We start from the raw sequence: 25,846 nt of genomic DNA on the forward strand, positions 1-25,846 counted from the left end.
GCGGGTATGGCTTCCCTCACGAGTTCCGTACTCGGCACCCGCGCACTGAACCGTGCCACGCTCGCCCGCCAGCTGCTGCTGAGCCGCGCCGACATGCCGGCGGGCGATGCCGTCGCGCACCTGCTCGGGCTCCAGGCTCAGAACGTCAAGCCGCCCTACTACCAGCTCCACGCCCGGCTCGCCGGGTTCCGGCCCGAGGAGCTGGGGCGGCTGATGGAGGAGCGGGAGGTGGTGCGGATGGTGACCATGCGGTCCACCATTCACACGCATACGGTGCAGGACGCCCTGACCTTGAGGCCCCTGGTGCAAGGGGCCCGGGACCGCGAGGTGCAGTACTTCCGCAAGGGGCTGGCCGGAGTCGACCTGGAGGTGCTCGCCGCACGGGCCCGCGGGTTCGTCGAGGAGGAGCCGCGCACCATGGGGGAGATCCGCGAGGAACTGCTCCGGGTGTGGCCCGGCGCCGACCCGCAGTCGCTGGCCGTCGCCGCCCGCTGCCTGCTGCCGCTCGTCCAGGTGACCCCGCGCGGGGTGTGGGGGCGCGGCGGGCAGGTCCGGCTGACCACCCTGGAGACCTGGACCGGCCGGTCCCCGCAGGAGGCGACGCGGGAGGGGACCGACGCGATGGTGCTGCGGTACCTCGGCGCCTTCGGGCCCGCCTCCGTCAAGGACATGCAGACCTGGGCCGGGATCACCCGGCTCCGGGAGGTCTTCGAGCGGCTCCGGCCGCGCCTGGTCACCTTCCGCGACGAGAACGGCACCGAGCTCTTCGACCTGCCCGACGCGCCCCGCCCCGACCCCGGCACCCCCGCACCGCCCCGCTTCCTCCCCGAGTTCGACAACCTGCTGCTCTCGCACGCCGACCGGACCCGCGTCATCCCCCCGGAGTTCAAGGGGCGCAACGCGAGCGGCAACCAGAGCCGGTGCGTGGTCATGGTCGACGGGTTCCTGGGCGGGGTCTGGGCGGGGAGCGAGGACGGGCTCACCGTCGAGCTGTTCCGGGACACGACGCGCACGGTGAAGGAGGAGATCGCCGCCGAGGCGGAGGCGATGCTCGCCGCGCTGGGCGACGGCCCCGGCAAGGTCCGCTTCGGGTCAATCCGGGGCTGACGCCGCCCTGGTGGAGGGGCCGTCCGGCGCGGCACGATGCCTTCCATGACGGAGAACAGCGCCACCGACAGCTTCCTGGCCGCACGGGACTTCCTGCTCGCCCACCGAGGGCAGTACGAAGCCGCCCGCGCCGGATTCACCTGGCCCCGCCCCGAACGTTTCAACTGGGCGTTCGACTGGTTCGACCGCATCGCGGAGGGCAACACCGCCGACGCGCTGCGGATCGTGGAGGAGGACGGGGCCACCGAGGCCGTCACCTTCGACGAGATGCGGCTGCGCTCCGGCTCCGCCGCCACCTGGCTGCGCGAGCGCGGTGTGGCCGCCGGCGACCGGGTCCTGGTCATGCTCGGCAACCAGCGCGAGCTGTGGGAGGTCATGCTCGGCGCGATGAAGCTGCGCGCCGTCGTCATCCCCGCCACCCCGCTGCTCGGCCCGGCCGACCTGCGCGACCGCATCGAGCGCGGCGGCGTCCGCCACGTGATCGCGCGCACCGAGGACACCCCGAAGTTCGACGAGGTGCCCGGCGGCTACACCCGGATCGCCGCCGGTGACCGGGTGCCGGCCGGCTGGCTGCGGCTCGCCGACATGTACGGGGCCGACAGCGGCTTCCGCCCCGACGGGACCACCCTCGCCTCCGACCCGCTGATGCTCTACTTCACCTCGGGCACCACCGCCCGCCCCAAGCTCGTCGAGCACACCCACGCCTCGTACCCCATCGGGCACCTCTCCACCATGTACTGGCTCGGCCTGCGCCCCGGAGACGTGCACCTCAACATCGCCTCGCCCGGCTGGGCCAAGCACGCCTGGTCCAACCTCTTCGCCCCCTGGAACGCCGGGGCCACCGTCTTCGTCCACAACTACACCCGCTTCGACGCGGAGCGGCTCATGGCCGAGATGGACCGCGGCGGGGTGACCACCTTCTGCGCCCCGCCCACCGTCTGGCGGATGCTGATCCAGTCCGACCTCACCGCCCTGCGCCGCCCCCCGCGCGAGGCCGTGGCCGCCGGCGAACCCCTGAACCCCGAGGTCATCGAACGGGTCAAGGAGGCCTGGGGCATCACCATCCGCGACGGCTTCGGGCAGACCGAGACCACCCTCCAGGTGGGCAACTTCCCCGGCGCCGAGGTCAAGCCGGGCTCCATGGGGCGCCCCGCGCCCGGCTACGAGATCGTTCTGCTGGACGCCGTCACCGGCAAGGAGTCCCCCGACGAGGGGGAGCTGTGCGTGGACCTGCGCCGCGCCCCCGCCGGGGTGATGACGGGTTACCGCGACGACCCCGAGCGCACCGCCGAGGCCATGGCGGACGGCCTCTACCGCACCGGGGACATCGCCTCGCGCGACGCCGACGGCTACCTGACCTACGTGGGCCGGGCCGATGACGTCTTCAAGGCCTCCGACTACAAGATCAGCCCGTTCGAGCTGGAGAGCGCCCTGCTGGAGCACGAGGCGGTCGCCGAGGCGGCCGTCGTCCCGGCCCCCGACGCGCTGCGGCTCGCCGTGCCCAAGGCGTACATCACCCTCGCCGCCGGCTGGGAGCCCGGGAAGGAGACCGCGCGGGTGCTGTTCGAGCACTCCCGGGGGGTCCTCTCCCCGTACAAGCGGATCCGGCGCATCGAGTTCGCCGAGCTGCCCAAGACCGTGTCCGGGAAGATCCGCCGGGTGGAGCTGCGGGACCTCACGGCCGCCGGGTCGGCGCAGGAGTACGACGAGACCGATCTCGTGGGCTGAGACCCCCGGGCCCCCGCGCCCGCCCCCGGCCCCGGGCCCCCGCGCCCGCTCCCGGCCCCGGGCGCCCGGTGACCGGGCGCCCGCGGCGAACGGGGGTCAGGCCGGCAGCTGCGCCTCGATCGCCGCGATGACCTCGGGGGCCTCGGGCTCGGTGCGCGGGCGGAAGCGGGCCACGACCTCACCGGCGGGGGAGATCAGGAACTTCTCGAAGTTCCACTGGATGTCCCCCGCCTCGCCCTCGGCGTCCGGGGTCTTCACCAGCTCCCGGTACAGCGGGTGCCGGTTCTCACCGTTCACCTCGGTCTTCTCCAGCATCGGGAAGGTCACGCCGAAGCCGGCCGCGCAGAAGGTCTGGATGTCCTCCGCGGTGCCCGGCTCCTGGCCGCCGAACTGGTTGCAGGGCACACCGATGACGGTGAAGCCCTTCGCCTCGTACGCGAACTGCAGGCGGGCCAGACCCGAGTACTGCGGGGTGAGCCCGCACTGGGAGGCGGTGTTCACCACCAGGACGGCCTTGCCGCGGTGGGCCGCCAGGCTGGTGGGCTCGTCGTCCAGGGTGGTCAGCGGGATGTCGTACAGGCTCATCGGGCTCTCCTCGGGTCGGCAGGCTGGTGCGACGTGCTCGGACGGCTCGACGCGGCGGCAGGGCCGGACGGCATGATCGAACAGCACGTGCGAACAGGTCCCGAGCCTAGGCCCCCCGGACGACCAGTGCGTCCGCCGGGTCGTTGACGGGCTGCGGCATGCCCGTGAGGTCCATGACGAACAGCGGTATCCCCAGGTCGTCCGCGCGGCCCCGGGCCTCCTCCGTATAGCCCGCCAGGGCGAAGTAGACGCTGGTGGTCGACGCCGTCAGACCGTTCAGCCAGACGCACTCCACCGCCCGCAGCCCGGCCGGCGCCGTCGTCGGGTCCACCTGCGCCACCACCCCGGGCGCCCGCAGGTCCACCGCCGCCGACGGGATCGGCACCCCGTCGGGCTGGCGCACGTCCCGGAAACCGAGCCAGCGCAGGTACAGCGCCGCCGTCGCCACCGCGTCCCGGGCGGTACGGATGGTCACCGGCCGGAACGGCGGCCTGGAGGCGGGCCCCCGCACCACGCCGGCGGAGCCGCCCCCGGGAGCGGGGCCCGCCGGGGGCCGACCGGCCGGGCGCCCGTCCCCCCGTACGCCGTCCCCCGCCCCCTCCCGTACGCCGGGATCCGCCCCGGCCGCGTCCCCGGCATCCGCCCCGGCCGCCGCGTCCGTCCCGGGCTCCGCCTCTTCCGGCGGGCGTACGGGGACCAGCACGACCGTCCCGCACGCGCCGCACCCCACCTCCGGGTGCGGCCACTCGCTCTCCCGCCCGCAGGACCCGCAGCGCACCGTGACCCAGCTGTCCTGCCAGGTGCGGTGCGTCAGCGGCAGGGGCGCCGCCGCCAGGTCCAGCGGCGGGGTGACCGGGCTCCCGCAGGCACACGGGAAGACCGGTGAGATGTAGCCGTTCTCGCGCTGGCACGCCGGGCAGCGCACCGGTACCGCTTCCGCCATGAGCCCTGGACCCCCTCCGTAGCTGTGCGTGGGTCCATGCTCCACCACCGGCGACCGCGGGGGCGAGCGAGCCCGCCGAATCACGCCGTTTCACCCCGCGAGCCCGGCCATTTGTGCAACTCACCGAAAGAGATGCGGCTTTTGGTGGGTTCCGGGGTGCCGCACCGCCTTGACGTGCGGGAAGCCGCCGCTTAGCTTGTTTCGTATAGCAGAACATAAATTCCGGATGCCGGAAAAAGTCTGACCGCCAGACCCGCAGGAGACCCTGATGCCTCGTATGACAGCCGCCGCTGCCGCCGTTGAGATCCTTAAGCTCGAGGGTGTCGAGCAGGCGTTCGGCGTGCCCGGTGCCGCGATTAACCCGTTCTACCGCGAGCTCAAGAACGTGGGCGGAATCGCGCACACGCTGGCCCGTCACGTCGAGGGCGCCTCCCACATGGCCGAGGGCTACACCCGCGCCCAGGCCGGCAACATCGGCGTCTGCATCGGCACCTCGGGCCCGGCCGGCACCGACATGATCACCGGCCTGTACTCCGCGATCGCGGACTCCATCCCGATCCTGTGCATCACCGGCCAGGCCCCGGTCTCGAAGCTCCACAAGGAGGACTTCCAGGCCGTCGACATCGCCACGATCGCCAAGCCCGTCACCAAGGCCGCCACCACGGTCCTGGAGGCCGCGCAGGTCCCCGGCGTCTTCCAGCAGGCCTTCCACCTGATGCGCTCCGGCCGTCCCGGCCCGGTCCTCATCGACCTGCCGATCGACGTCCAGCTGACCGAGATCGAGTTCGACCCCGAGACCTACACCCCGCTGCCGGTCTACAAGCCGCAGGCCAGCCGCGCCCAGGCCGAGAAGGCCCTGAGCTTCCTGCTCGAGGCCGAGCGTCCGCTGATCGTCGCCGGCGGCGGCATCATCAACGCCGACGCCTCCGACCTGCTGGTCGAGTTCGCCGAGCTGACGGGCATCCCGGTCATCTCCACCCTGATGGGCTGGGGCACCATCCCGGACGACCACGAGCTGGCCGCCGGCATGGTCGGCGTGCAGACCGCGCACCGCTACGGCAACGCGACCTTCCTGGAGTCGGACACCGTCATCGGTATCGGCAACCGCTGGGCCAACCGTCACACCGGTTACAACCTGGAGGCCTACACCAAGGGCCGCAAGTTCGTCCACGTCGACATCGAGCCCACCCAGCTGGGCAAGATCTTCGCCCCGGACTTCGGCATCGCCTCCGACGCCAAGGTCGCCCTGGAGCTCTTCATCGAGGTCGCCAAGGAGTGGAAGGCCGAGGGCAAGCTGCCGGACTTCTCCGCCTGGGCCGCCTCCGCGCAGGAGCGCAAGGCCACCCTGCTCCGCAAGACGCACTTCGAGAACATCCCCATGAAGCCGCAGCGCGTCTACGAGGAGATGAACAAGGCGTTCGGCCCCGAGACCCGCTACGTCACCACCATCGGTCTCTCCCAGATCGCGGCCGCGCAGTTCCTGCACGTCTACAAGCCGCGCCACTGGGTCAACTGCGGCCAGGCCGGCCCGCTCGGCTGGACCATCCCGGCCGCCATCGGTGCCGCCACCGCGCAGCCGGACGTCCCGGTCGTCGCCCTCTCCGGCGACTACGACTTCCAGTTCATGATCGAGGAGCTGGCGGTCGCCGCCCAGCACAAGGTCCCCTACGTCCACGTCCTCGTGAACAACGCCTACCTGGGCCTGATCCGCCAGGCGCAGGGCGGCCTCGGCATCAACTTCGAGGTCAACCTCGAGTTCGAGAACATCAACACCCCGGAGATCGGCGTCTACGGCGTCGACCACGTCAAGGTCGCCGAGGGCCTGGGCGTCAAGGCCATCCGCGTCACCGACCCGGACAAGCTGGGCGAGGCCTTCGAGGAGGCCAAGAAGCTGGCGCAGGAGTTCCAGGTCCCGGTCGTCGTCGAGGCGATCCTGGAGCGCGTCACCAACATCGCGATGAGCAAGACGGTCGACATGAGCGACGTCACCGAGTTCGAAGAGCTCGCGACCGAGCCGGGCCACGCCCCGACCGCGATCAAGGCCCTCCAGGCCTGATCGACTCCGCACGCGCGAAGCGGCCCCCGTCCCTCCGGCAGGAGGGGCGGGGGCCGCTCCGCGTTCCCCTCCGGTGTTCCCCTCCGGGATGCGGGCCGCCGGGTCCTGGTGTGGACTTGCCGGTGTGCGCGGCCGCCTCCCGCGGCCCGTGCGGGCCCCCCGGGCCCCTGGCCTTCCCCGTCACGTCAGGAGCACGCACATGCCGACCGCCAAGCCGAGCATCGTCTTCGCCCATGGCCTGTGGGCCGACGGATCCTGTTACAGCAAGCTGATCCCGGTCCTCCAGTGCGAGGGGCACGAGGTGGTGTCCGCGCAGAACAGCCTGGACTCCCTGGACGGGGACGTGGACGCCGTCCACCGCGCGCTGGCCCGCGTCAGCGCCCCGGCCCTCCTCGTCGGGCACTCCTGGGGCGGGTACGTCATCACCGCCGCCGGAACGGACGAGAGGGTCGCGGGACTCGTCTACATCGCCGCGCTGGGGCCGGACACCGGGGAGACCCCCGAGGCGCTGATCGGCAAGTTCGACCCGCCGCCGCTCTTCTCGCACCTCGACAGCGAGGACGGCCGCATCTGGATCTCCCGTGACGGCATCTCCGACTTCTGCGGCGACCTGCCGCAGGAGGAGCAGCGCCTGGTGTGGGCGACGCAGGGCGCGCCCCGCGCGGAGGTCCTGGGTTCCACGGTCGGCGAGCCGGCCTGGCGGACCAGGCCCAGCTGGTTCCTGGTCACCACCCGGGACCGCGCGGTCAACCCCGAGCTCCAGCGCTTCGCCGCGCAGCGGATGGGCGCCACCGTCGCGGAGGTCGACTCCTCGCACGTCCCCATGCTGTCCCGGCCGCAGGAGGTCCTCGACCTCATCCGCAGGGCCGCGAGCTCGCTCTGAACGAGGCACGCACTGGGAACGGCAAAGCGCCGAGTCACGGGACCGTCCGTGACTCGGCGCTCTGGTTGTTACCGCCCGACGGAGCGAGGCTGGCGCGACAGGACGTTCGCACCGCCGGGCGGAGACATGGGGGAGGTTGGTTCTCCTCTCTATAGGGGACCCTGTGCGTGGCCCCTATACAGAGGAGTGGCTGGGACCGTGGCGGGCGGGCGACGAGAACTCCGGCGTCGTCTCCCTCAGGTCAAGAGACGGGCCTCGGAACCCATTACCACCGCACTGGCTCGCACGCTCGCCACGGTCCTCGTCCTGCCCTCACCACGTACCACCCCTCATCCGGGTCCGCGGCGCGGGCTCAGCACCCGGGGCCTGACCTCCCGTCAGACCCCCGGTACATCTGTGGGGCTCAGGCGTCGCGCAGGGCGCGCACGGCCTCCTCGACGCGCTTGCCGTAGTCGGCGTCCGCGGCGTGGAAGTGAGCCAGGTTCTTCTCGATGACGTCCTCGAGGGTGACCTGAGACAGGCCGCCGGCGATGTTCGCCACCAGGCGCTGCTTCTCGGCCTCCGACATCAGGCGGTAGAGCTCACCGGCCTGGAAGAAGTCGTCGTCCTTGGTGTGGGCCGGGGCCTCGTGGGTGCCCGTGTAGCCGGAGACGGCCTTCGGGGCGCCCAGGGCTATGCCGGTCTCGGCCGGACCCTGGTACGAGTTGGGCTCGTAGTTCTTGTCGTGGCGCGAGCCGTTGCGCAGCGCCATGACGCCGTCGCGGCCGTAGTTGTCGGCCTTCGTCGCCTTCGGGGCGTTGACCGGCAGCTGGGTGTGGTTCACACCGAGGCGGTAGCGCTGGGCGTCGGCGTACGCGAACAGGCGGCCCTGGAGCATCTTGTCCGGCGAGGCGGTGATGCCCGGGACGAAGTTGTTCGGGGAGAACGCGGACTGCTCGACCTCGGCGAAGACGTTGTCCGGGTTGCGGTCGAGGACCAGGCGGCCCACGCGCTGCAGCGGGTAGTCGGCGTGCGGCCACACCTTGGTGAGGTCGAACGGGTTGAAGCGGTAGTCCGCGGCCTCGGCGGCCGGCATGACCTGCACGTACAGGGTCCACGAGGGGTTCACGCCGCGCTCGATGGCCTGGAGCAGGTCGGTCTGGTGCGAGTTCGCGTCCTTGCCGACGAGCTCGGCGGCCTGCTCGGCCGACAGGCAGCGGATGCCCTGGTTCGTCTTGAAGTGGTACTTGACGAAGAAGGCCTCGCCCTGGGCGTTGGTCCACTGGTAGGTGTGGGAGCCGTAGCCGTTCATGTGGCGGTAGGACGCGGGGATGCCGCGGTCACCCATCAGCCAGGTGATCTGGTGCGTCGCCTCGGGGGCGTGCGCCCAGAAGTCCCAGACGTTGTCCGGCTCCTGCTTGCCCGTGAAGGGGTCGCGCTTCTGGGAGTGGATGAAGTCGGGGAACTTGATCGGGTCCTTGATGAAGAACACCGGGGTGTTGTTGCCGACGAGGTCGTAGTTGCCGTCCTCGGTGTAGAACTTCAGCGCGAAGCCGCGCGGGTCGCGGACGGCGTCCGCGCCACCGAGGGAGTCGGCCACGGTGGAGAACCGCAGGAAGGTCTCGGTCTTCTTGCCGACCTCGGAGAGGAACTTGGCCGAGGTGTAGGCGGTGACGTCGTCGGTCACCTCGAAGTAGCCGTACGCGGCCGAGCCGCGGGCGTGCACCACACGCTCCGGGATGCGCTCACGGTTGAAGCGGGCGAGCTTCTCGAGGAGCTGCTGGTCCTGGATCAGGAGCGGGCCACCGACGCCGGCGGTGGCGGAGTTCTGATTGTCGGCGACCGGGGCGCCGGACTCGGTCGTCAGCGTGCGCTTCGACATGGTGACCTTCCGTACGGGTAACTGCTGACGGAAAGCGTCTTCCGTCATGCGGAACAGCCTAATTTCGGCGTGAACGCGACGTCAACAGTTTGTTGAGAGAAAGAGTGGGAGAGGTAATCCGGACGGTGCCGGCGCTTGGGCGCGACAGGACAGGTGTCAGCACCGGCACCATCCGGAAACTCGGGCCCCCGGAAGGGGGGAGTGCGGCCCGGCGTGCGGGCCGCAGGGGATCAGACCTGGGCGCCGGAGAGGCGCTCGACCGCGCGGAGCAGGGCGGAGTGGTCCAGGCCGCCGTCACCCTGGGCGCGCAGGGAGGCGACCAGCTGGGCGACGACCGCGCCGACGGGCAGGGCGGCACCGACGTTGCGGGCGGCGTCGGTGACGATGCCCATGTCCTTGTGGTGCAGGTCGATCCGGAAACCGGGCTTGAAGTCGCGGTTCAGGAAGTTGTCCTTCTTGCGGGTCAGGACCGTGGAGCCGGCCAGACCGCCGTTGAGGACGTCGAGGGCGGCCTCGAGGTTCACGCCGGACTTCTCGAGGAAGACGACGGCCTCGGCGCACGCCTGGATGTTCACCGCGACGATGAGCTGGTTGGCGGCCTTCACCGTCTGGCCGGAGCCGTGCGGGCCGCACAGGACGATGACCTTGCCGAGGGCCTCCAGGATCGGGAGCGCGGCGTCGAAGTCGGCCTGCTCGCCACCCACCATGATCGACAGGACGGCCTCGATGGCGCCGGCCTCGCCGCCGGACACCGGGGCGTCGATGACGCGGATGCCCTTCTCGGCGGCGTTCTTCGCCAGGTCGACGGAGGTCTGCGGGGTGATCGACGACATGTCGATGATCAGCGCGCCGGACTTGGCGTTCTCGAGGATGCCGTTCGGGCCGTAGTTGATGGCCTCGACCTGCGGGGAGGCGGGCACCATCGTGATGATGACGTCGGCGTCCGCGACGGCCTCGGCGATCGAGCCGGCGGCGGTGCCGCCGGCGGCGGCCAGGCGGTCCAGCTTGTCCTGCTCCAGCGTGAAGCCGGTGACCGAGTAGCCGGCCTTGAGGAGGTTCTCGGACATGGGGGAGCCCATGATGCCGAGTCCGATCCAGGCAATCTTCGGGAGGGCGGCGAGGTTGCTCATGATGAGGTCCTTCTTCTTCAAGCTTTATACGAAAAGTGCGTGAGGTGCCTGGCTGATCGCCCGGACTTTGTCCGCCTACTTGGCGGCGCGGGCCTCGGCCGGCAGCCACTCGAAGGACGCGGCGGCGTCGGCCGCCTTGTACTCGAGGCCTACGTAGCCCTGGTATCCGGCCTTCTTGAGCTGGTCGAGGAGGTCCTCGAGGGGCAGCTCTCCGGTGCCGGGGGCACCGCGTCCGGGCTTGTCCGCGATCTGGACGTGCCCGGTCTTGGCGGCGTACTTTTCGATGACCTCGGAGAGGTCCTCATCGTTCATCGCCAGGTGGTACAGGTCGAGGAGGAACTTGGCGTTGCCGAGACCGGTGGCCTCGTTCACCTTGTCCACGACCTCGATGCCGGCCGGGGCGCTCACCAGCGGGTAGAGCGGCGACTCGGGCTTGTTGAGGGTCTCGATCAGGAGGATCGCACCCACGCGGTCGGCGGCCTGCGCCGCGACGACCAGGTTCTTCAGGGCCAGCTCGTCCTGGACGGCCGGGTCCACGCCTTCGACGCGGTTGCCGTACAGGGCGTTGAGCGCCTTGCAGCCGACCGAGGCGGCGAAGTCCGCCGCGACGTTGATGTTGGCGTTGAAGCGGTCCGACTCCTCGCCGGGCACCGAGACCGCGCCGCGGTCCGGGCCGGGGAGCTGGCCGGCGTAGAAGTTCAGGCCCACCAGCTGGGTGCCGGCGTCCTCAAGAGCCTTCTTGAGGGCGTCGAGCTCCTCCTGAGCGGGGGTGGGGGTCTCGATCCAGGGCCACCACAGCTCGACCGCGGTGAAGCCCGCCGCGGCGGCGGCCGCGGGGCGCTCCAAGAGCGGGAGTTCCGTGAAGAGGATCGAAAGGTTCACATCGAAGCGCTGGTCCGAGTATCCCATGAGGGGTGTGCGCTCCTTCCGTATTGCGGAAGTTACTTTCTGCTTGATGGAAGACTGCAAGCCCGGTGTCTCACTTGTCAAGTGCCGACTCCCGAAATCTCACGACGGTTGGGTAGCTTGGCGACGTGCGATTGAGAGTGGAGTTCACGACCGAGCCCTTCGACCTCGAAGAGGCCCCCGCCCACGCCGTGGCCGCCCGGGAGGTCATCCAGAAGGCCGAACTGGACGCGGTCGACGTGGGCCCCTTCGGCAACACCGCCGAGGGTGATTCCGACCGGGTGCTGGGCGCGGTGGCCGCCCTGCTGCGCGACGCGCTGGACGCCGGCGCCACGCGCGTCTCGCTCCAGGTCAACGTGATCGGGGAGGAGGGCGCATGACCGAGCCCCGCGACCACCCGTTCGTCACCGCGGTCAAGCCGCTCGTGGACGCGATGGGCGGCGAGCTCATGGATCCGGCCGGCGCCGAGCCCGACGACGTCGTGCTGACGTGGGAGGGCCGGGAGGTGGTGGCCGTGCGGCTGCCGCAGCTCTCGGACTCGCTGGACCACATCCTGGCGGCGCTGGAGCGGCGGCACGGCGTGCCGCTGGCGCAGCTCGACCGGAAGTCCAAGCAGGACGTGGTACGCATACTGGAGGCGCGGGGCGCCTTCTCCGTCCGCCACGGCGTGGAAACGGTCGCGGGTGCCCTGGGTGTAAGCCGTTTCACGGTCTACAACTATTTGAACCGGGAAAACCCAGCAAAGGCAGCGAAGCAGAACAGCCCGGAGTGAGGGACGCTCCACCGACGGTCACGAGCCGCCGCCCAATTCACCCGGGCGGCGGCTTTTGTGTACGCGAAGTTTCAACAAAGTGTTGACGCCGTGTTGTCGAGGGCGTTAGCTATGCGCAGCCCGTCAAAGCAACAACAGGCCACGGAGGCCTACCGTGACTTCGAGCCCGACCCCGGGTCTGACCCGGTTCAACGCCTTGGACGACAGCGAGGCCACGGCCGAGCTGCACGAGGTGTGCGCCAGTTCGGCGTGGGGGAGCAAGATGCTCGCCCAGCGCCCCTTCGCCACCGCCGACTCCCTTTTCGCCGCGAACGAGGCCGCCATGGCGGAGCTCACCGCGGACGACCTGGGCGAGGCGATGGGAGGCCACGCGCCGATCGGCCGGCCGAAGCCGGGAGACCCGACCTCCGCCCGCGAGCAGCGTGGCATGGCCGGTGCCTCGGAGGAGCTCAAGAACGAGCTCCTCGAACTGAACCTGGCCTACCAGGACAAGTTCGGCCACGTGTTCCTCATCTGCGCCACCGGTGCCACCGGTGAGTTCATGCGGGACTCGGTCAAGGTCCGGATCGAGAACACGCCGGAGCGGGAGCGAGAGATCGCTCGCGGCGAACTCGTGAAGATCAACCGGATCCGTCTGACCCGACTCGTCGAGCTCGCAGAAGGAGAGTGACCATGAGCACCGAGACCACCGCGTCGGTGTCCACGCACATTCTGGACACCAGCATCGGCCGCCCCGCCGAGGGCGTCGCCATCTCCCTGTCGGCCCGTGCGGGCCTCGACGGCGAGTGGGCGGCCCTGGGCGGCTCCGCCACCGACGCCGACGGGCGCTGCAAGGACCTGCCGGCCCTGCCGGAGGGCACCACACACGTGCGTCTCGACTTCGAGACCGAGACGTACTTCGAAAAGAAGCAAGCCGAGGCGCAGCAGGACGCCCCCCGCGTAAGGGACAGCGGTGCGTTCTTCCCCGAGGTAACCATCACCTTCGCGGTGAACCCGGGCGAGCACTACCACGTACCGCTGCTGCTCAACCCGTTCGGCTACTCCGTTTACCGAGGGAGCTAGCATGGCCACGATTCTGGGCCAGAACCAGTACGGCAAAGCAGAGAACCGCGTCGTCAAGATCACGCGGGACGGCGACACGCACCACATCAAGGACCTGAACGTCTCGGTCGCCCTCTCCGGCGACATGGACGACGTCCACTACTCCGGCTCGAACGCCAACGTCCTCCCGACGGACACCACCAAGAACACGGTGTACGCGTTCGCCAAGGAGTACGGCATCGAGTCCGCCGAGCAGTTCGGCATCCACCTGGCCCGCTGGTTCGTGAACAGCCAGGAGCCGATCCAGCGCGCGCGCATCCGGATCGAGGAGTACGCCTGGGACCGGATCGCCACCTCGGACGCCAACTCGAAGTTCATCGGCTCCGACGAGGTCAACCACTCCTTCGTCCGCAAGGGCATGGAGACCCGCGTCACCCAGATCACGTACGACGGCCAGAACTGGGAGGTCATCTCCGGCCTCAAGGACCTGATCGTCATGAACTCCACGAACTCGGAGTTCTGGGGCTACGTGAAGGACAAGTACACGACCCTCCAGGAGGCGTACGACCGCATCCTGGCCACCCAGGTGTCGGGTCGCTGGCGCTTCAACTGGACCGACGACGAGCAGCGGATGCCCAACTGGGAGAAGTCCTACGCCGAGACCAAGAAGCACATGCTCCAGGCCTTCGCGGAGACCTACTCCCTGTCGCTCCAGCAGACCCTGTACCAGATGGGTTCGCGCATCATCAACCACCGTTCGGAGATCGACGAGGTCCGCTTCTCGCTCCCGAACAAGCACCACTTCCTCGTCGACCTGGAGCCCTTCGGCCTCAAGAACGACAACGAGGTGTACTTCGCCGCGGACCGTCCGTACGGTCTGATCGAGGCGACGGTCCTCCGCGACGGCGCCGACGCCCGTATCCCCGTGGACATGACCAACCTCTGAGCAGTCACACCGCCGTCCCCGGGGCTCCGCAGTGGCCCCGGGGGCGACACCCCCACAGCTTCCTGAATCGGCACCCGGACGCATCACACGGGGCGACAGTACTGTCAGCTGTCAGGCCCCCGGCTCCGGCACTCAAATCCCCAGGGTTTTGCCGTGCCCGCACCGCCACTGAAAGCACGAGGAAGTCCCATGGCAGCATCGGCAGCGCATGACGGCGCCGTAGAGCGCGTCGTCATCGAGAACTGTGCGATCGCGACCGTCGACGCCAACGACACCGAGTACGCCTCGGGTCACGTCGTCATCGCAGGCAACAAGATCGAGTTCGTCGGCGCGGGCAACGCCCCCGAGAACCTCGAGAACGTCGTCCGCCGCATCGACGGCACCGGGCACCTCGTGACCCCCGGTCTGGTCAACACGCACCACCACTTCTACCAGTGGATCACGCGTGGTCTCGCCACCGACCACAACCTCTTCAACTGGCTCGTCGCGCTGTACCCGACCTGGGCGCGCATCGACGAGCAGATGGCGTACTCGGCGGCCCAGGGCTCCCTGGCCGCGATGGCCCGCGGCGGTGTCACCACCGCGATGGACCACCACTACGTCTACCCGAAGAACTCCGGCGACCTCTCCGGCGCGATCATCCGCGCCGCGTCCGAGATGGGCGTCCGCTTCACCCTGGCCCGCGGCTCCATGGACCGCAGCAAGAAGGACGGCGGCCTGCCGCCGGACCACGCGGTCGAGACCCTCGAGGGTGCCCTCGCGGACACCGAGGCGACGGTGAAGAAGTACCACGACGCCTCCTTCGACGCGATGACCCAGGTCGCCGTCGCCCCGTGCTCCCCCTTCTCGGTCTCCACCGAGCTGCTGAAGCAGGGCGCCGAGCTGGCCCGCCGCCTCGGTGTGCGCATGCACACGCACGGCAGCGAGACCGTCGAGGAAGAGCAGTTCTGCAAGGAGCTGTTCGGCATGGGCCCGACCGACTACTTCGAGTCGACCGGCTGGCTCGGCGAGGACGTGTGGATGGCGCACAGCGTCCACATGAACGACTCCGACATCGCCGCGTTCGCCCGCACCAAGACCGGTGTCGCGCACTGCCCGTCCTCCAACGCCCGCCTGGCCGCCGGCATCGCCCGCGTCCCGGACATGCTGGCCGCCGGCGTCCCGGTCGGCCTCGGCGTGGACGGCACCGCCTCCAACGAGTCCGGCGAGCTGCACACCGAGCTGCGCAACGCGCTGCTGATCAACCGCCTGAACCCGGTGCACCGCGAGGCCGCCCTCAACGCGCGCCAGTCGCTGCGCCTGGGCACCTACGGCGGTGCGCAGGTCCTCGGCCGCGCCGACAACATCGGTTCGCTGGAGGTCGGCAAGTGCGCCGACCTGGTCCTGTGGAACCTCAGCACCTTCCTGCACTCCTCGATCGCCGACCCGGTCACCGCCCTCGTCTTCGGTGCGGCCGCCCCGGTCACCGCCTCGTTCGTCAACGGCAAGCAGATCGTCGAGAACAACCGGCTGCTCTTCGCGGACGAGGACGCCATCGCGGTGTCCACCCGCGAGGAGGCCCAGCGCCTGGCGCGCATCTCCGCGCAGGGCTGATCCCCACGGAGTCCGGCCGGGGGGGACGGCCCTCGGCCGGCCGCCGCGGACCCGAGCGGGGTCCGCGGCAGCCGTTCCCGGGAAGCGCCCGAGGAGAGATCCGACGGCGCCCCCGGGGGCGGTGACTCGTGACACCCCTTCCCCGTACGGCGCGTCACCCCGCGCCACCGCCACGGCACCACCAGCCCTGACCGGGCTGGATCCACCGCGTGGAACCGGTTTTTGGGCGAATCGATTCCGCACCCCTTGGGACGAAGAAGTGGCTCCACCCACAACTCCATAAAGGCTCGACCAGCACGCTTTCGCACCACCTCCCTGACACCCACGTCCCTGCCGACGTGTTTAACCGACCGGAGGAAGCCGTGGCCGACGCGCCCAGGTTCCGCAAAGATGCAGTCGCAGTACCGGAGGAGAAGCACCCGGTCGACGAGACCCTGCCTCCGCTCCGCATGTTCACCAGCGGCCTCCAGCACGTGGCCGCCATGTACGCGGGTGTCGTGGCCCCGCCCATGATCGTCGGCCCCGCCGTGGGCCTCTCCGCCACCGAGACCGCCTTCCTGATGGGCGCCTCGCTCTTCACCGCAGGGCTCGCCACCCTCCTCCAGACCCTCGGGTTCTGGAAGATCGGCGCCAAACTCCCCTTCGTCAACGGCGTCTCCTTCGCCGGTGTGACCCCGATGATCGCCATCGGCAAGGGACAGGGGCACGACGCCGTCCCCGTCATCTTCGGCGCGATCATCGTCGCCGGACTCGTCGGCTTCCTCGCCGCCCCCTACTTCGGCAAGCTCGTCCGGTTCTTCCCGCCCGTGGTCACCGGCACCGTCATCACCCTGATCGGCGTCTCGCTGCTCCCCGTGGCCTTCAACTGGTCGCAGGGCGGCAACCGCACCGCCGCCGACTACGGCTCCATGAAGAACATCGGCATGGCCGCGCTGACGCTGGCGATCGTCCTGGTGATGCGCAAGTTCCTGCGCGGCTTCCTCCAGCAGATCTCCATCCTGCTGGGCCTCGTCGCGGGCACGCTCATCGCGATACCGCTGGGCATGTCGGACTTCGGCGCCGTCCGCCACGCGGACCTCGTCGGCTTCCCGACCCCCTTCCACTTCGGTGCCCCGCAGTTCCAGGTCGCGGCGATCCTCTCGATGTGCATCGTGATGCTCGTCTGCATGACCGAGTCCACCGCCGACATCCTGGCCCTCGGCAAGATCGTCGGCCGCCCGGCGGACGCGAGGACCATCGAGGGAGGCCTGCGCGCCGACACCCTCGGCAGCGCGCTCAGCCCCCTGTTCAACGGGTTCATGTGCAGCGCCTTCGCGCAGAACATCGGACTCGTCGCGATGACCAAGGTGCGCAGCCGCTTCGTCGTCGCCGCGGGCGGCGGCATCCTGATCCTGCTGGGCCTGTGTCCGGTGGCCGCCTCCGTCATCGGGGTCGTCCCGCTGCCCGTCCTCGGCGGCGCCGGCATCGTGCTCTTCGGCTCGGTGGCGGCCAGCGGTATCCAGACCCTGGCGGGCGCGGCCATGGAGAAGGGCGAGAACGCCCTCATCGTCGCCGCCTCGGTCGGCATCGGCCTGATCCCGATCGCCGCGCCGAACTTCTACCACGCCTTCCCCAAGGACCTGCTGGTCGTCCTCGACTCCGGCATCAGCACCGGCTGCGTGGTCGCGATCGGGCTCAACCTGGCCTTCAACCACGTCGGATCGAAGAGGACGGCGGCGGAACCCGACCGGGAACCGGCCTTCGCGCACTGAGGACCGGTCAGCCGTCCCGTGCCCCCGGAGGGCGCGCGCAGGGGCGTACACCACCCACTGCGGGTGTGGTGTGCGCGCCTCCGCGCGCCCTCCGGGGGTTCTCCCGTACCCGCCCGCGGCTCAGGTCTGCTCCGGTACGCCGGGCGCCGGATCCGTCCAGATGTCCGGGCGGACCGTCCGCACCCGGCGCCCCGTCTGGTCGAGCTCCTGCGCCTCCGACTTGCGCACGTGCAGGGCCACCGCCGTGTCCGCGATGCGCAGTCCGGGCAGGCGCCGGGACAGGTCGGCCGTGTACCGGGCCAGCCCCTCGATCGTGCGCAGCCGGGCGGTGATCACGAAGTTCCAGGTGCCGCTCACCGACATGCAGGTCCGGGTCTCGCGCAGCCCGGCCGCCACCGCCGCGCAGTCGGCGACCTCGTGCTCGGGCACCTCCGCCCACAGGGTCGCCGACACCGGCCAGCCGGACAGTCCCGAGGCCATCGCACAGCTGTAGCGCAGGCCCTGCCCCGCCTCCAGCCGGCTCAGCCGGCGCCGTACGGTCGACTCGCTCATCCCCGACTCCCGCGCCAGCGAGGCCACGCTGCGCCGTCCGTCCGCGGCCAGCGCCAGCATCAGCGGCCGGTCCTCCTCGGGCACGGGGGCGACCGGGGGCGCGGCCGTGCCGGCTCCCGGGGTTCCCGGGGTGCGGCGGGTGCGCCCCGTCAGCAGCGCGGCCTGGGCCGGGGAGAGGTGGTCCATCCGCCAGCGGTCGGGCGGCGAGTGCACCGCGGTCACCATCGAGGACCGGGTGCCGGTCACCCCCGGTATCCGCTGGACCCGGAACGAGAGGTAGCGGAACAGCATGTGCAGGTCCGGTACGGCCACGAAGGCCAGCAGGTCCCGGCCGCCCGTGGTGTGCTCCACGCCCATCGTGTGCGCGTCGCCCGCCAGGGCCGCCCCCACCGCCGGGGAGGTGCCCGCCGCGCACATCACCTCCACCCACGCCATGCAGGGCGCCTGGCTCCCCGTCCGCAGCCCCAGCCCCGAGACCCAGGCCTCGCCGGCGGACGTCATCCGCTCCCAGCGGCGCGCCAGGGTCTCCGGCCGGGCGCCGAGCACGGGGGCCAGCCGCTCCCAGCTGGCGCGGGGGGCGAGCTGGAGGGCGTGCACGAGGGCGCGGTCGGTGTCGTCAATGGTGGAAATGGCCGAGTTCATACTTACCCCTGGCGGTTTTCCCGGCCCCGAGCCGGTTAACCGGACTTTCGACTGATCATCTCTCTTCATGCGCCGAACCGCCGCATCGGCCGGTCGTGCCGTACGGGACGGCGTGTGCAGCCCCAGAAGAGCAGTGGGAGGACGTATGGGGGAGCCCGGCTCGAGCGTGCGTCAAGCGGTGCCCGCCGAGCTGTCCAGCCTTGTCGGCCGGGCCGCCGAAGTGGCCCGCGTACGGGCCCTCCTGGCCACAGAACGCCTGGTCACGCTCACAGGACCGGCCGGGGTGGGCAAGACGCGGATCGCCGTCCGCGCCGTCCGCGAGCTGTGCGGGGGCCGGGGCGCCGACGTCGTGTGGGCCGGTCTGTCCCGCTTGCCGGACTCCGGCGCGGCCTCGGTGGCCGCCGAACTGGGCGCGGGGCTCGCCGGACGCGAGGTCCTGCTGGTCCTGGACGGCTGCGAGCAGCTCGGCGAACGGGCCGGGGAGCACGTCGGGGAGCTGCTGGCCCGCCTGCCGGGGGTACGGATTCTGGCCACATCGCAGCGGATCCTCGGGGTGGCGGGGGAGGCCCTGCTCGCCGTCGCCCCGCTGCCCCTTCCCACCGCCCCGCAGGACCCCGCCGCACCGCGCCCGGTGTCCGAGGTGGCCCTGTCCGCCGCCGTACGGCTCTACGCGCAGCGGGCGCGCGGGGCCGACCCCCGCTTCGCGCTCACGGAGCACAACGCCGGGGCCGTCGCCGCCCTGTGCCGCGCCCTCGACGGGATCCCCGGGGCACTGGAGCTCGCGGCCGCGCGGGCCCGCAGCCACGGCCCCGCCGAGGCGCTGCGCCGGCTGGACGCCGACCCGCTGGGGTTCCTCGCCGGCGGCGCGGGCCGGGCCGGCGGGGCCGACGCGCTGCGCCTGTGGCGGCTGGCCGCGCCCGGGGAGCGGCTGCTGTGGCAGCGGCTCTCGGTCTTCGCGGGCTCCTTCGACGAGACCTCCGTCGCCGAGGTGTGCGGGTTCGGCGCGCTCCCCCCGCCGGACGCCGCCCGGACCCTGCGGCGGCTGGCCCCCGCCCTGCTGGCGGAGCCGGGGTACGCGGGCCGCTACCGGCTGCCGCTGATCGTACGGGCCTACGCGGCCCGGAGGCTGGCCCGCGACCCGCACGGGGACGCGGCCACCGTCCGGCGCCGCCACCACGAGCACTGCCGGATCACCGCCGAACGGGCCGCGCAGCTGTGGCGGTCGGGGGCGCAGCTGGAGGCGCGCGCCCTGGCCCTGCGGGAACTGCCCGAGCTGCGGCGGGCGATGGACCCGGACTCGCCCGCCGGCCCGGCCGGCGCACTGGAGATCGCCGTCTCCCTGTGGTTCCTCTGGTCGGCCTGCGGGCTGGTGGAGGAGGGACGCGGCCATCTGGAGCACGCCCTGGCCCGGCACCCCGCGCCCCGTCCGGCCCGGGCGCTGTGGCTGGCGGCCTGGCTGGTGGCGAGCTTCGGCGAGCCGCAGGCCTCCGACCCGCTGCTGGTGGAGGCCTGGACTGCGGCCGTGCAGGAGGGGGAGGACGCGGTCCTGGCCTACCTGGCGCACGTCCGGGGCACCGCGGCCCTGTGGCGGGACCGGCCCGCGGAGGCCGCCGGTGAGTTCCGCGAGGCCCTCGACCTGCTCCCGGAGGAGCCCGAGTTCGGGCCCGGCCGGCAGGCGCTGGAGGCCGCCCGCGCGATGGCCCTCGCCCACACCGACCCCTCGGCCCTGCCCTTCCGGCCCGGCCCGGCGGACGGCCCCGACCTGTGGGCCCGCTCCTGGAACGGGTACGCCCAGGCCCTCCTCCAGCGCCGCGAGGGCCGCCCCGCGCTGGCCCGCACCTGGCTGCTGCGCTCCCTGGAGACCCAGTTCGCCCTCGGCGACCGGCTGGGCCAGGCCCTCTCGGTGGAGCTGCTGGCCCAGCTGGAGGCCGACCTGGGCCGCCACGAGCTCGCCGCCCGGCTGCTCGGCGCCGTTTCCGGACACCGCCCGGCCGTCGCCTGCGCCCCGCGTGCCGAGCGGCTCCTGCTGCTGCGGATGGACCCGGAGGCCTTCCGGGCGGCCCACGCGGAAGGCGCCCGCACCCCGCTGCGGGAACTCCTCCCGGAACTGTGAGCCCCCGGCCCCGGGGCCCGGCCCGGGCCCTGAGGCCGGGGGCCCGGGGGCCGGTGTGGACCGGCGGGGCACGGGGTGCCAGGGGGGCCGGAGTTGCCGCCCCGATCCGGCGTACGGCGTAAGGGACGCGGAAAGACATCGCTGGAGCGCTGGCTCGCCCCACCCCTCTGACCGGACAGGTGGTACAGCGATGGCCGACACCCCGCAGCTGTGGATGCGCAGCGAGACCCGACCCACCGAACGGCGCGCCCCCCTCACCCCCGACGACGCCGGGCTCCTGGTCCGGCGGGGCGTGCGGATCACCGTGGAGGAATCCGGCCACCGCGTCTTCCCGCTCGACGCGTACGCCGCCGCGGGCTGCCGCACCGCCCCCGCCGGCTCCTGGGTGCGGGCCGCGCCGGGGACCGCGTACGTCCTGGGCCTCAAAGAGCTCCCGCCGGCTCCCGAGGCCCTGCACCACCGCCACGTCTACTTCGGGCACGCCTACAAGGGCCAGCCCCAGGCCCCGGGACTGCTGCGGCGGTTCGCGGCGGGCGGCGGGACCCTGCTCGACCTGGAGTACCTGGCCGACGCGCAGGGCCGCCGGCTGGCCGCCTTCGGCTACTGGGCCGGGTACGCGGGCGCCGCCCTGGCCGCCCTGCACGCGCGGGGCCGGCTGTCCGCACCCCTGGTCCCCACGCCGCGCCGGGAGCTGGACGCCCGGCTGCGGGACGCGCCGGCCGACGGGTTACGGGCCCTGGTGATCGGCGCGGGCGGCCGCAGCGGACGCGGCGCCTGCGACGCCCTCACCACCGCCGGGATCGCGGTCACCCGATGGGGGCGCGGGCAGACCCGCCGGCTGGACCGGGCCGCTCTGCTGGACCACGACATCCTGGTCAACGCGGTCCTCACCACCCGGCCCGTGCCCCCCTTCCTGACCGCAGCCGATCTGGAGGCCGGGACCGGCCGCCTCTCCGTGATCGCCGACATCACCTGTGACACCGGGTCGGAACTGCACCTGCTGCCGGTGTACGACCGCCTGACGGACTGGACGGTCCCGGCCCGCCGGCTGCGCGGGGGCGGCGCTCCGGTCGACGTGATAGCCATCGACAACCTGCCCTCGCTGCTCCCCGCCGAGGCGGCCCGGGCCTTCTCGGCGGACCTGCTGCCCAAACTCGTCGACCTGCACTCCCCGGCCCCGGACCCGGACTGGCTGCGCTGCCGGGCGGCCTTCACCACGGCGCTGGAGGCGCTCACCGGCCCGGACCGGGCGGCGTAGGCGGCGGGCCGGAGGCCGGGTCAGGCTTCGCGCAGTACGGCCAGGGGCCCGCGCGGCCGCGAACCGTCGGGCAGTTCCCAGCCGGCGGTGACGCGGCCGAGCGCCCCGGGGTGGGTCCGGCCGGCCTCCGGCACGCGCACCAGTTCCAGGGTGAGCGAGCGCCCGCGCGCCTCCACCGCGAGACGGGTGCCCGTGGGGCCGTCCTCCACGGCCACCACGGCCCGCACCCGCCGGGAGGGCGCCCTCGGCGGTCTCGGGGACCACGGTCGGGTCGGGGGAGCCGCTCACCTTCTGGTCCTGCGGCTCGGCGCCGCCCGCCAGGAGGGCGAGCAGCCGCTCGGTGAGCACCGGGTCGTGGGCCCCGTCGTAGATCCAGCGGGTGCCGAGCACCCCGTGCTCGGAGGTGCCGATGAGCCCCTCCTCGGCGCCTTCGAGCGGCGCGCCGCGGTAGGTCAGCGGGACGAAGTAGGCGACGGGCCGGCCGCCGGAGGAGTCGGTGACCACCATGAACTCCATGCCGACCTCGCCCTCCGGGTCGTCGAGCCGGAACCCGCCGGCCGCCGACAGCTCCGGTGCCCCGGCCGCGCCGGAGTACCAGGGCCGGGTGGGGAGCCAGCCGGTGAGCAGCTCGTGCTTGCCGGGCCTCATGGTGGTGCGGTGGATGACGGCCATGTCCGGTCAACTTCCTTCGCGGTGAGGGTTCCCCGAGGGGCGGGCGGTCCTGGCTTGATCATGTCAGCCCGCCCCCGGGGTCCTCACCGGTTTACGGAGCGGACGTCAGGTACATCCCGCTCTGGTCGCCCCCGGCGGTGTTCTTGCAGCTGGAGGCCGAGTCCGCGGGCTGGGCCACGGCCAGCGCCAGGCAGCGGCCGACGGCCAGCTGGCCGAAGTGGTTCGGGTGCATGGACTCCTGGACCAGGCCCTGGGTCTCGTTGTTGTCGATCCAGCGGGCCCACTCGCTGGTCTTGGCCGACGCCGGGACCGTCGAGGTGACCTGCTTGCTGGCCTTGGCGCAGACCTCGCGCCCCTGCATCATGTCGCGCAGGTCCAGGAACTGGGTGCCCTTGGCGGCCGCGACCTGCTTGAGGCGGCCGGCGAGCTGCGGCACCAGGGAGTCGCGGGCCCAGTCCGAGTCGCGGTTCCAGAAGGGGCAGCCGCCGCTGTTGAGCCGACTCCAGTCGCTCTGGGGGTACCGGTTCTCGGCGCCGCGCGGGATCGGCGAGGGGTAGGACTGGAGCACGATGCGGTAGGAGGAGTCCGTGTACCCGGCCTGGCGCATCACGGCCCGGATCTCGTCCACCGACTTGCCGACGTTCGCCATGACCCCGTCGATCTTCGCGTCCACGGCAGCCTGCTGGTCGTCGTAGCAGTACGAGTTCCAGAGCACGAAGTCGTACGCGCACTCCTTGATGATGTCGGCGAAGCCCAGGTCGTTGCCGCCGACGGACAGCGCGATGACCTTCACGTCGCGGCTCGCGGCCACGGCCGCCAGCTGGTCGGCCTGCGGGGCCTCGCCCTTGTAGGACACGCCGCCGTTGGAGGCGCGGAAGACGTTCTGCGAGGTGGCGCCGGAGCAGGCCAGGTTCACGGCCGTCTCGGCGACGGCGCCCGCGCTCAGCACCTCGGCCGAGTCCGAGCGGTCGCAGCCGCCCGCCGTGGCGCCGTATACCTTCGCGGGGTCGTAGACGCTGCCGCTGACCCACGCCCGGTCAGTGCCGTTCCTGCTCCCGCTGTTGGTCAGGCTGTTGCCCTTCCAGCGTCCGGCCTCGCCGGAGATGTAGCTGTCGCCCATGGAGACGACGGCGGTGGGGCCCGTGCCGGGCCCGGCCGCCGCCGGCCCGGCGCCGCCGACGAGCAGCGCGCCGGCGGCGAGCGGTACGACCATCCCGGCGCCGGCCAGCCGTCGCACACGGCTACGGGCGGCCCGGTCCTTGCCGGCCTTGCGGAATCCGATCACTGCGGAACTCCTGCGGTCGGCCACGCCGAAGTTGCCGACAACTTCGGTGCGTGGCTTGGAAAGTGGGGGTACCGCCGGCGCCGGTGGCATCGGAAAGGTGGCACGGGCCCACTTGTTACCGCTAGGTACAGTCGGATTACGATGACGTAACGCCCGACCGGTCGGTCGGGCGCGGGGAGGCGGCCGCGGAGCGGCCCGGGGCGCTTGCGGGCAGCATCGCGGCCGGTGGCGGCCACGCTCCGGTTTCGCGGACGCGTACGCCGTGCCCGCCGTCGGCGAACGGCCCGGGAACGGCTCCGCCCCCGGCGCCCGGGAAGGGGCGGCGGGGGCGGGGCTCAGGGTTCGACTGCTGTGCGATTCAGCCGAAGCGGGGGTGTCAGCCGACCAGCTGGTCGTATGCGGGGAGGGTCAGGAAGTCCGCGTAGTCGGCGTCCAGGGACACCTTGAGGAAGAGGTCGTGGGCCTGCTGCCACTTCCCGGCCGCGAAGGCCTCGTCGCCGGCCTCGGCGCGGATCGCGGCGAGCTCCTCGGCGGCGAACGCGCGGGTCAGTTCGGCGGTCGCGTGCTCGCCGTTCTCGAAGACGACTCCGGCGTTGATCCACTGCCAGATCTGGGAGCGCGAGATCTCGGCGGTGGCGGCGTCCTCCATGAGGCCGAAGATGCCGACCGCGCCCAGGCCGCGCAGCCAGGCCTCGATGTAGCGGATGCCGACCTGGACGGCGTTGCGCAGGCCCTCGTACGTGGGCTTGGCGTCCAGGGAGTCGATCGCGATCAGGTCGCCGGGGGCGACGGAGACGTCCTCGCGCAGGCGGTCCTTCTGGTTGGGCTTCTCGCCCAGGACGGCGTCGAAGGAGGCCATCGCGATCGGGACCAGGTCGGGGTGGGCGACCCAGGAGCCGTCGAACCCGTCGTTCGCCTCGCGGTCCTTGTCGGCCTTGACCTTCTCGAAGGCGATCCGGTTGGCCTCGGCGTCCTTGCGGGACGGGATGAAGGCCGCCATGCCGCCGATGGCGTGCGCGCCGCGCTTGTGGCAGGTGCGGACGAGCAGTTCGGTGTAGGCGCGCATGAAGGGCGCCGTCATCGTGACCGCGTTGCGGTCCGGCAGGACGAACTTCTCGCCGCCGTCGCGGAAGTTCTTGACGATGGAGAACAGGTAGTCCCAGCGGCCCGCGTTGAGGCCCGCCGCGTGGTCCTTGAGCTCGAAGAGGATCTCTTCCATCTCGTAGGCCGCGGTGATGGTCTCGATCAGGACGGTCGCGCGGACGGTGCCCTGCGGGATGCCGACGTAGTCCTGGGCGAAGACGAAGATCTCGTTCCAGAGGCGGGCCTCCAGGTGCGACTCCGTCTTCGGGAGGTAGAAGTAGGGGCCCTTGCCGAGGTCGATCAGGCGCTGGGCGTTGTGGAAGAAGTAGAGGCCGAAGTCCACGAGGGAGCCGGAGGCCGGGCCGCCCTCGAAGCTGAGGTGGCGCTCCTCCAGGTGCCAGCCGCGCGGGCGCATGACCACGGTGGCGAGCTGCTCGTCGGGCTTGAGGGCGTACGCCTTGCCGGTGCGCGCGTCCGTGAAGTCGATGCGGCGCTCGTAGGCGTCGATGAGGTTGAGCTGGCCGAGGACCACGTTCTCCCAGGTGGGAGCCGAGGCGTCCTCGAAGTCGGCGAGCCAGACCTTGGCGCCCGAGTTCAGGGCGTTGATGGTCATCTTGCGGTCCGTGGGACCGGTGATCTCCACGCGGCGGTCGTTCAGCGCTGCCGGGGCCGGCGCCACCTTCCAGTCGCCCTCGCGGACCTGTGCGGTGTCCGGGAGGAAGTCGAGCGTGGAGGTGCGGGCGATCTCGGCGCGCCGCTCGCCGCGTCGGGCCAGGAGCTCGGCGCGGCGGGGGGCGAACCGCCGGTGGAGCTCGGCCACGAAGGCGAGGGCCGCATCGGTGAGGACTTCGTCCTGCCGGGGCAGGGGCTCGGCGTCGACGATGGCCAGCGGGGACGGCGCTGGTGCGGACATATCTGTCACTCCTTCAGCGGCGGTGC

General features: G+C 71.7%; 21 protein-coding genes and 1 pseudogene. 13 read left to right on the forward strand and 9 right to left on the reverse strand.

Annotated elements, in window-relative coordinates; translation table 11 throughout:
* Positions 1-6 precede the first annotated feature (6 nt).
* Both ABT403_RS24285 and ABT403_RS24290 read left to right on the forward strand, forming a co-directional pair.
* A complete protein-coding gene (locus tag ABT403_RS24285) occupies positions 7-1,107 on the forward strand; it encodes a winged helix DNA-binding domain-containing protein (protein WP_344166315.1) in 1,101 nt (366 codons plus the stop codon).
* Between the two features lie 45 nt (positions 1,108-1,152).
* Entirely contained in the window at positions 1,153-2,835 is a 1,683-nt protein-coding gene (locus tag ABT403_RS24290; RefSeq protein ID WP_344166316.1) for an AMP-binding protein, read from the forward strand.
* Positions 2,836-2,931: 96 nt separating this feature from the next.
* Here the strand turns inward: ABT403_RS24290 and ABT403_RS24295 are convergent, their stop codons facing one another.
* Complete coding sequence (locus ABT403_RS24295) at positions 2,932-3,420, reverse strand: glutathione peroxidase (protein ID WP_344166317.1); 489 nt, start codon at positions 3,418-3,420, stop codon at positions 2,932-2,934.
* Between the two features lie 106 nt (positions 3,421-3,526).
* Complete coding sequence (locus tag ABT403_RS24300; RefSeq protein ID WP_344166318.1) at positions 3,527-4,363, reverse strand: hypothetical protein; 837 nt, start codon at positions 4,361-4,363, stop codon at positions 3,527-3,529.
* A 268-nt stretch (positions 4,364-4,631) separates the two neighbouring features.
* Here ABT403_RS24300 and gcl point away from each other — a divergent pair, with 268 nt between their 5' ends.
* Positions 4,632-6,419, forward strand: coding sequence for a glyoxylate carboligase (gene gcl, locus ABT403_RS24305; RefSeq protein ID WP_344166319.1), 1,788 nt, complete (start codon positions 4,632-4,634; stop codon positions 6,417-6,419).
* Positions 6,420-6,618: 199 nt separating this feature from the next.
* Positions 6,619-7,302, forward strand: a complete 684-nt coding sequence (locus ABT403_RS24310) for an alpha/beta fold hydrolase (protein WP_344166320.1) — start codon at positions 6,619-6,621, stop codon at positions 7,300-7,302.
* A 403-nt stretch (positions 7,303-7,705) separates the two neighbouring features.
* Here the strand turns inward: ABT403_RS24310 and ABT403_RS24315 are convergent, their stop codons facing one another.
* The 3 genes from ABT403_RS24315 to ABT403_RS24325 form a co-directional block, all read right to left on the reverse strand.
* Positions 7,706-9,163 carry a catalase gene (locus ABT403_RS24315; protein WP_344166759.1) on the reverse strand — a complete coding sequence of 486 codons (1,458 nt, stop codon included), beginning with the start codon at positions 9,161-9,163 and terminating at the stop codon, positions 7,706-7,708.
* A gap of 230 nt (positions 9,164-9,393) precedes the next feature.
* Entirely contained in the window at positions 9,394-10,293 is a 900-nt protein-coding gene (locus ABT403_RS24320) for a 2-hydroxy-3-oxopropionate reductase (protein ID WP_344166761.1), read from the reverse strand.
* A 75-nt stretch (positions 10,294-10,368) separates the two neighbouring features.
* Positions 10,369-11,202 carry a TIM barrel protein gene (locus tag ABT403_RS24325; RefSeq protein ID WP_344166321.1) on the reverse strand — a complete coding sequence of 278 codons (834 nt, stop codon included), beginning with the start codon at positions 11,200-11,202 and terminating at the stop codon, positions 10,369-10,371.
* Positions 11,203-11,327: 125 nt separating this feature from the next.
* Here ABT403_RS24325 and ABT403_RS24330 point away from each other — a divergent pair, with 125 nt between their 5' ends.
* The 7 genes from ABT403_RS24330 (at position 11,328) to ABT403_RS24360 (ending at position 17,302) form a co-directional block, all read left to right on the forward strand.
* A complete protein-coding gene (locus tag ABT403_RS24330; RefSeq protein ID WP_344166322.1) occupies positions 11,328-11,579 on the forward strand; it encodes a hypothetical protein in 252 nt (83 codons plus the stop codon).
* Complete coding sequence (locus ABT403_RS24335) at positions 11,576-11,971, forward strand: helix-turn-helix domain-containing protein (RefSeq protein ID WP_344166323.1); 396 nt, start codon at positions 11,576-11,578, stop codon at positions 11,969-11,971. The genes ABT403_RS24330 and ABT403_RS24335 overlap by 4 nt, the downstream gene beginning before the upstream one ends.
* Positions 11,972-12,125: 154 nt before the next feature.
* On the forward strand, positions 12,126-12,641 hold the full coding sequence (uraD, locus tag ABT403_RS24340) for a 2-oxo-4-hydroxy-4-carboxy-5-ureidoimidazoline decarboxylase (RefSeq protein WP_344166324.1): 516 nt from the start codon (positions 12,126-12,128) through the stop codon (positions 12,639-12,641).
* A 2-nt stretch (positions 12,642-12,643) separates the two neighbouring features.
* Entirely contained in the window at positions 12,644-13,033 is a 390-nt protein-coding gene (gene uraH / locus ABT403_RS24345) for a hydroxyisourate hydrolase (RefSeq protein ID WP_079430425.1), read from the forward strand.
* A 1-nt stretch (position 13,034) separates the two neighbouring features.
* Positions 13,035-13,958 (forward strand): factor-independent urate hydroxylase, encoded by a 924-nt coding sequence (gene pucL / locus ABT403_RS24350; RefSeq protein ID WP_249768523.1) that lies wholly within the window; start codon positions 13,035-13,037, stop codon positions 13,956-13,958.
* 189 nt (positions 13,959-14,147) lie between these two features.
* Positions 14,148-15,551 (forward strand): 8-oxoguanine deaminase, encoded by a 1,404-nt coding sequence (locus tag ABT403_RS24355; protein WP_344166325.1) that lies wholly within the window; start codon positions 14,148-14,150, stop codon positions 15,549-15,551.
* A gap of 362 nt (positions 15,552-15,913) precedes the next feature.
* Positions 15,914-17,302, forward strand: a complete 1,389-nt coding sequence (locus ABT403_RS24360; protein ID WP_344166326.1) for a nucleobase:cation symporter-2 family protein — start codon at positions 15,914-15,916, stop codon at positions 17,300-17,302.
* 120 nt (positions 17,303-17,422) lie between these two features.
* Here the strand turns inward: ABT403_RS24360 and ABT403_RS24365 are convergent, their stop codons facing one another.
* On the reverse strand, positions 17,423-18,496 hold the full coding sequence (locus ABT403_RS24365; protein WP_344166327.1) for an Lrp/AsnC family transcriptional regulator: 1,074 nt from the start codon (positions 18,494-18,496) through the stop codon (positions 17,423-17,425).
* Positions 18,497-18,662: 166 nt separating this feature from the next.
* Between ABT403_RS24365 and ABT403_RS24370 the strand changes: the two genes are divergently transcribed.
* Together ABT403_RS24370 and ABT403_RS24375 are read left to right on the forward strand one after the other, a co-directional pair.
* Positions 18,663-20,609, forward strand: a complete 1,947-nt coding sequence (locus tag ABT403_RS24370; protein WP_344166328.1) for an ATP-binding protein — start codon at positions 18,663-18,665, stop codon at positions 20,607-20,609.
* 190 nt (positions 20,610-20,799) lie between these two features.
* The gene (locus tag ABT403_RS24375) at positions 20,800-21,867 is read left to right on the forward strand and encodes a Rossmann-fold NAD(P)-binding domain-containing protein (RefSeq protein WP_344166329.1); all 1,068 of its coding nucleotides are present in this window, start codon (positions 20,800-20,802) and stop codon (positions 21,865-21,867) included.
* Positions 21,868-21,887: 20 nt separating this feature from the next.
* On the opposite strand, the pseudogene ABT403_RS39065 reads toward ABT403_RS24375, so the two are convergent.
* From ABT403_RS39065 to aceB, 3 genes and pseudogenes are all read right to left on the reverse strand, one after another.
* Positions 21,888-22,539: pseudogene (locus ABT403_RS39065) on the reverse strand (maltokinase N-terminal cap-like domain-containing protein).
* 91 nt (positions 22,540-22,630) lie between these two features.
* Entirely contained in the window at positions 22,631-23,824 is a 1,194-nt protein-coding gene (locus tag ABT403_RS24390) for a GDSL-type esterase/lipase family protein (protein ID WP_425580293.1), read from the reverse strand.
* A gap of 376 nt (positions 23,825-24,200) precedes the next feature.
* Complete coding sequence (aceB, locus tag ABT403_RS24395) at positions 24,201-25,820, reverse strand: malate synthase A (protein ID WP_344166332.1); 1,620 nt, start codon at positions 25,818-25,820, stop codon at positions 24,201-24,203.
* Positions 25,821-25,846: the final 26 nt, after the last annotated feature.

Origin of the sequence: Streptomyces sp. NPDC000075 (assembly GCF_040301925.1) — a bacterium.
GTDB classification, from domain to species: domain Bacteria; phylum Actinomycetota; class Actinomycetes; order Streptomycetales; family Streptomycetaceae; genus Streptomyces; species Streptomyces polychromogenes.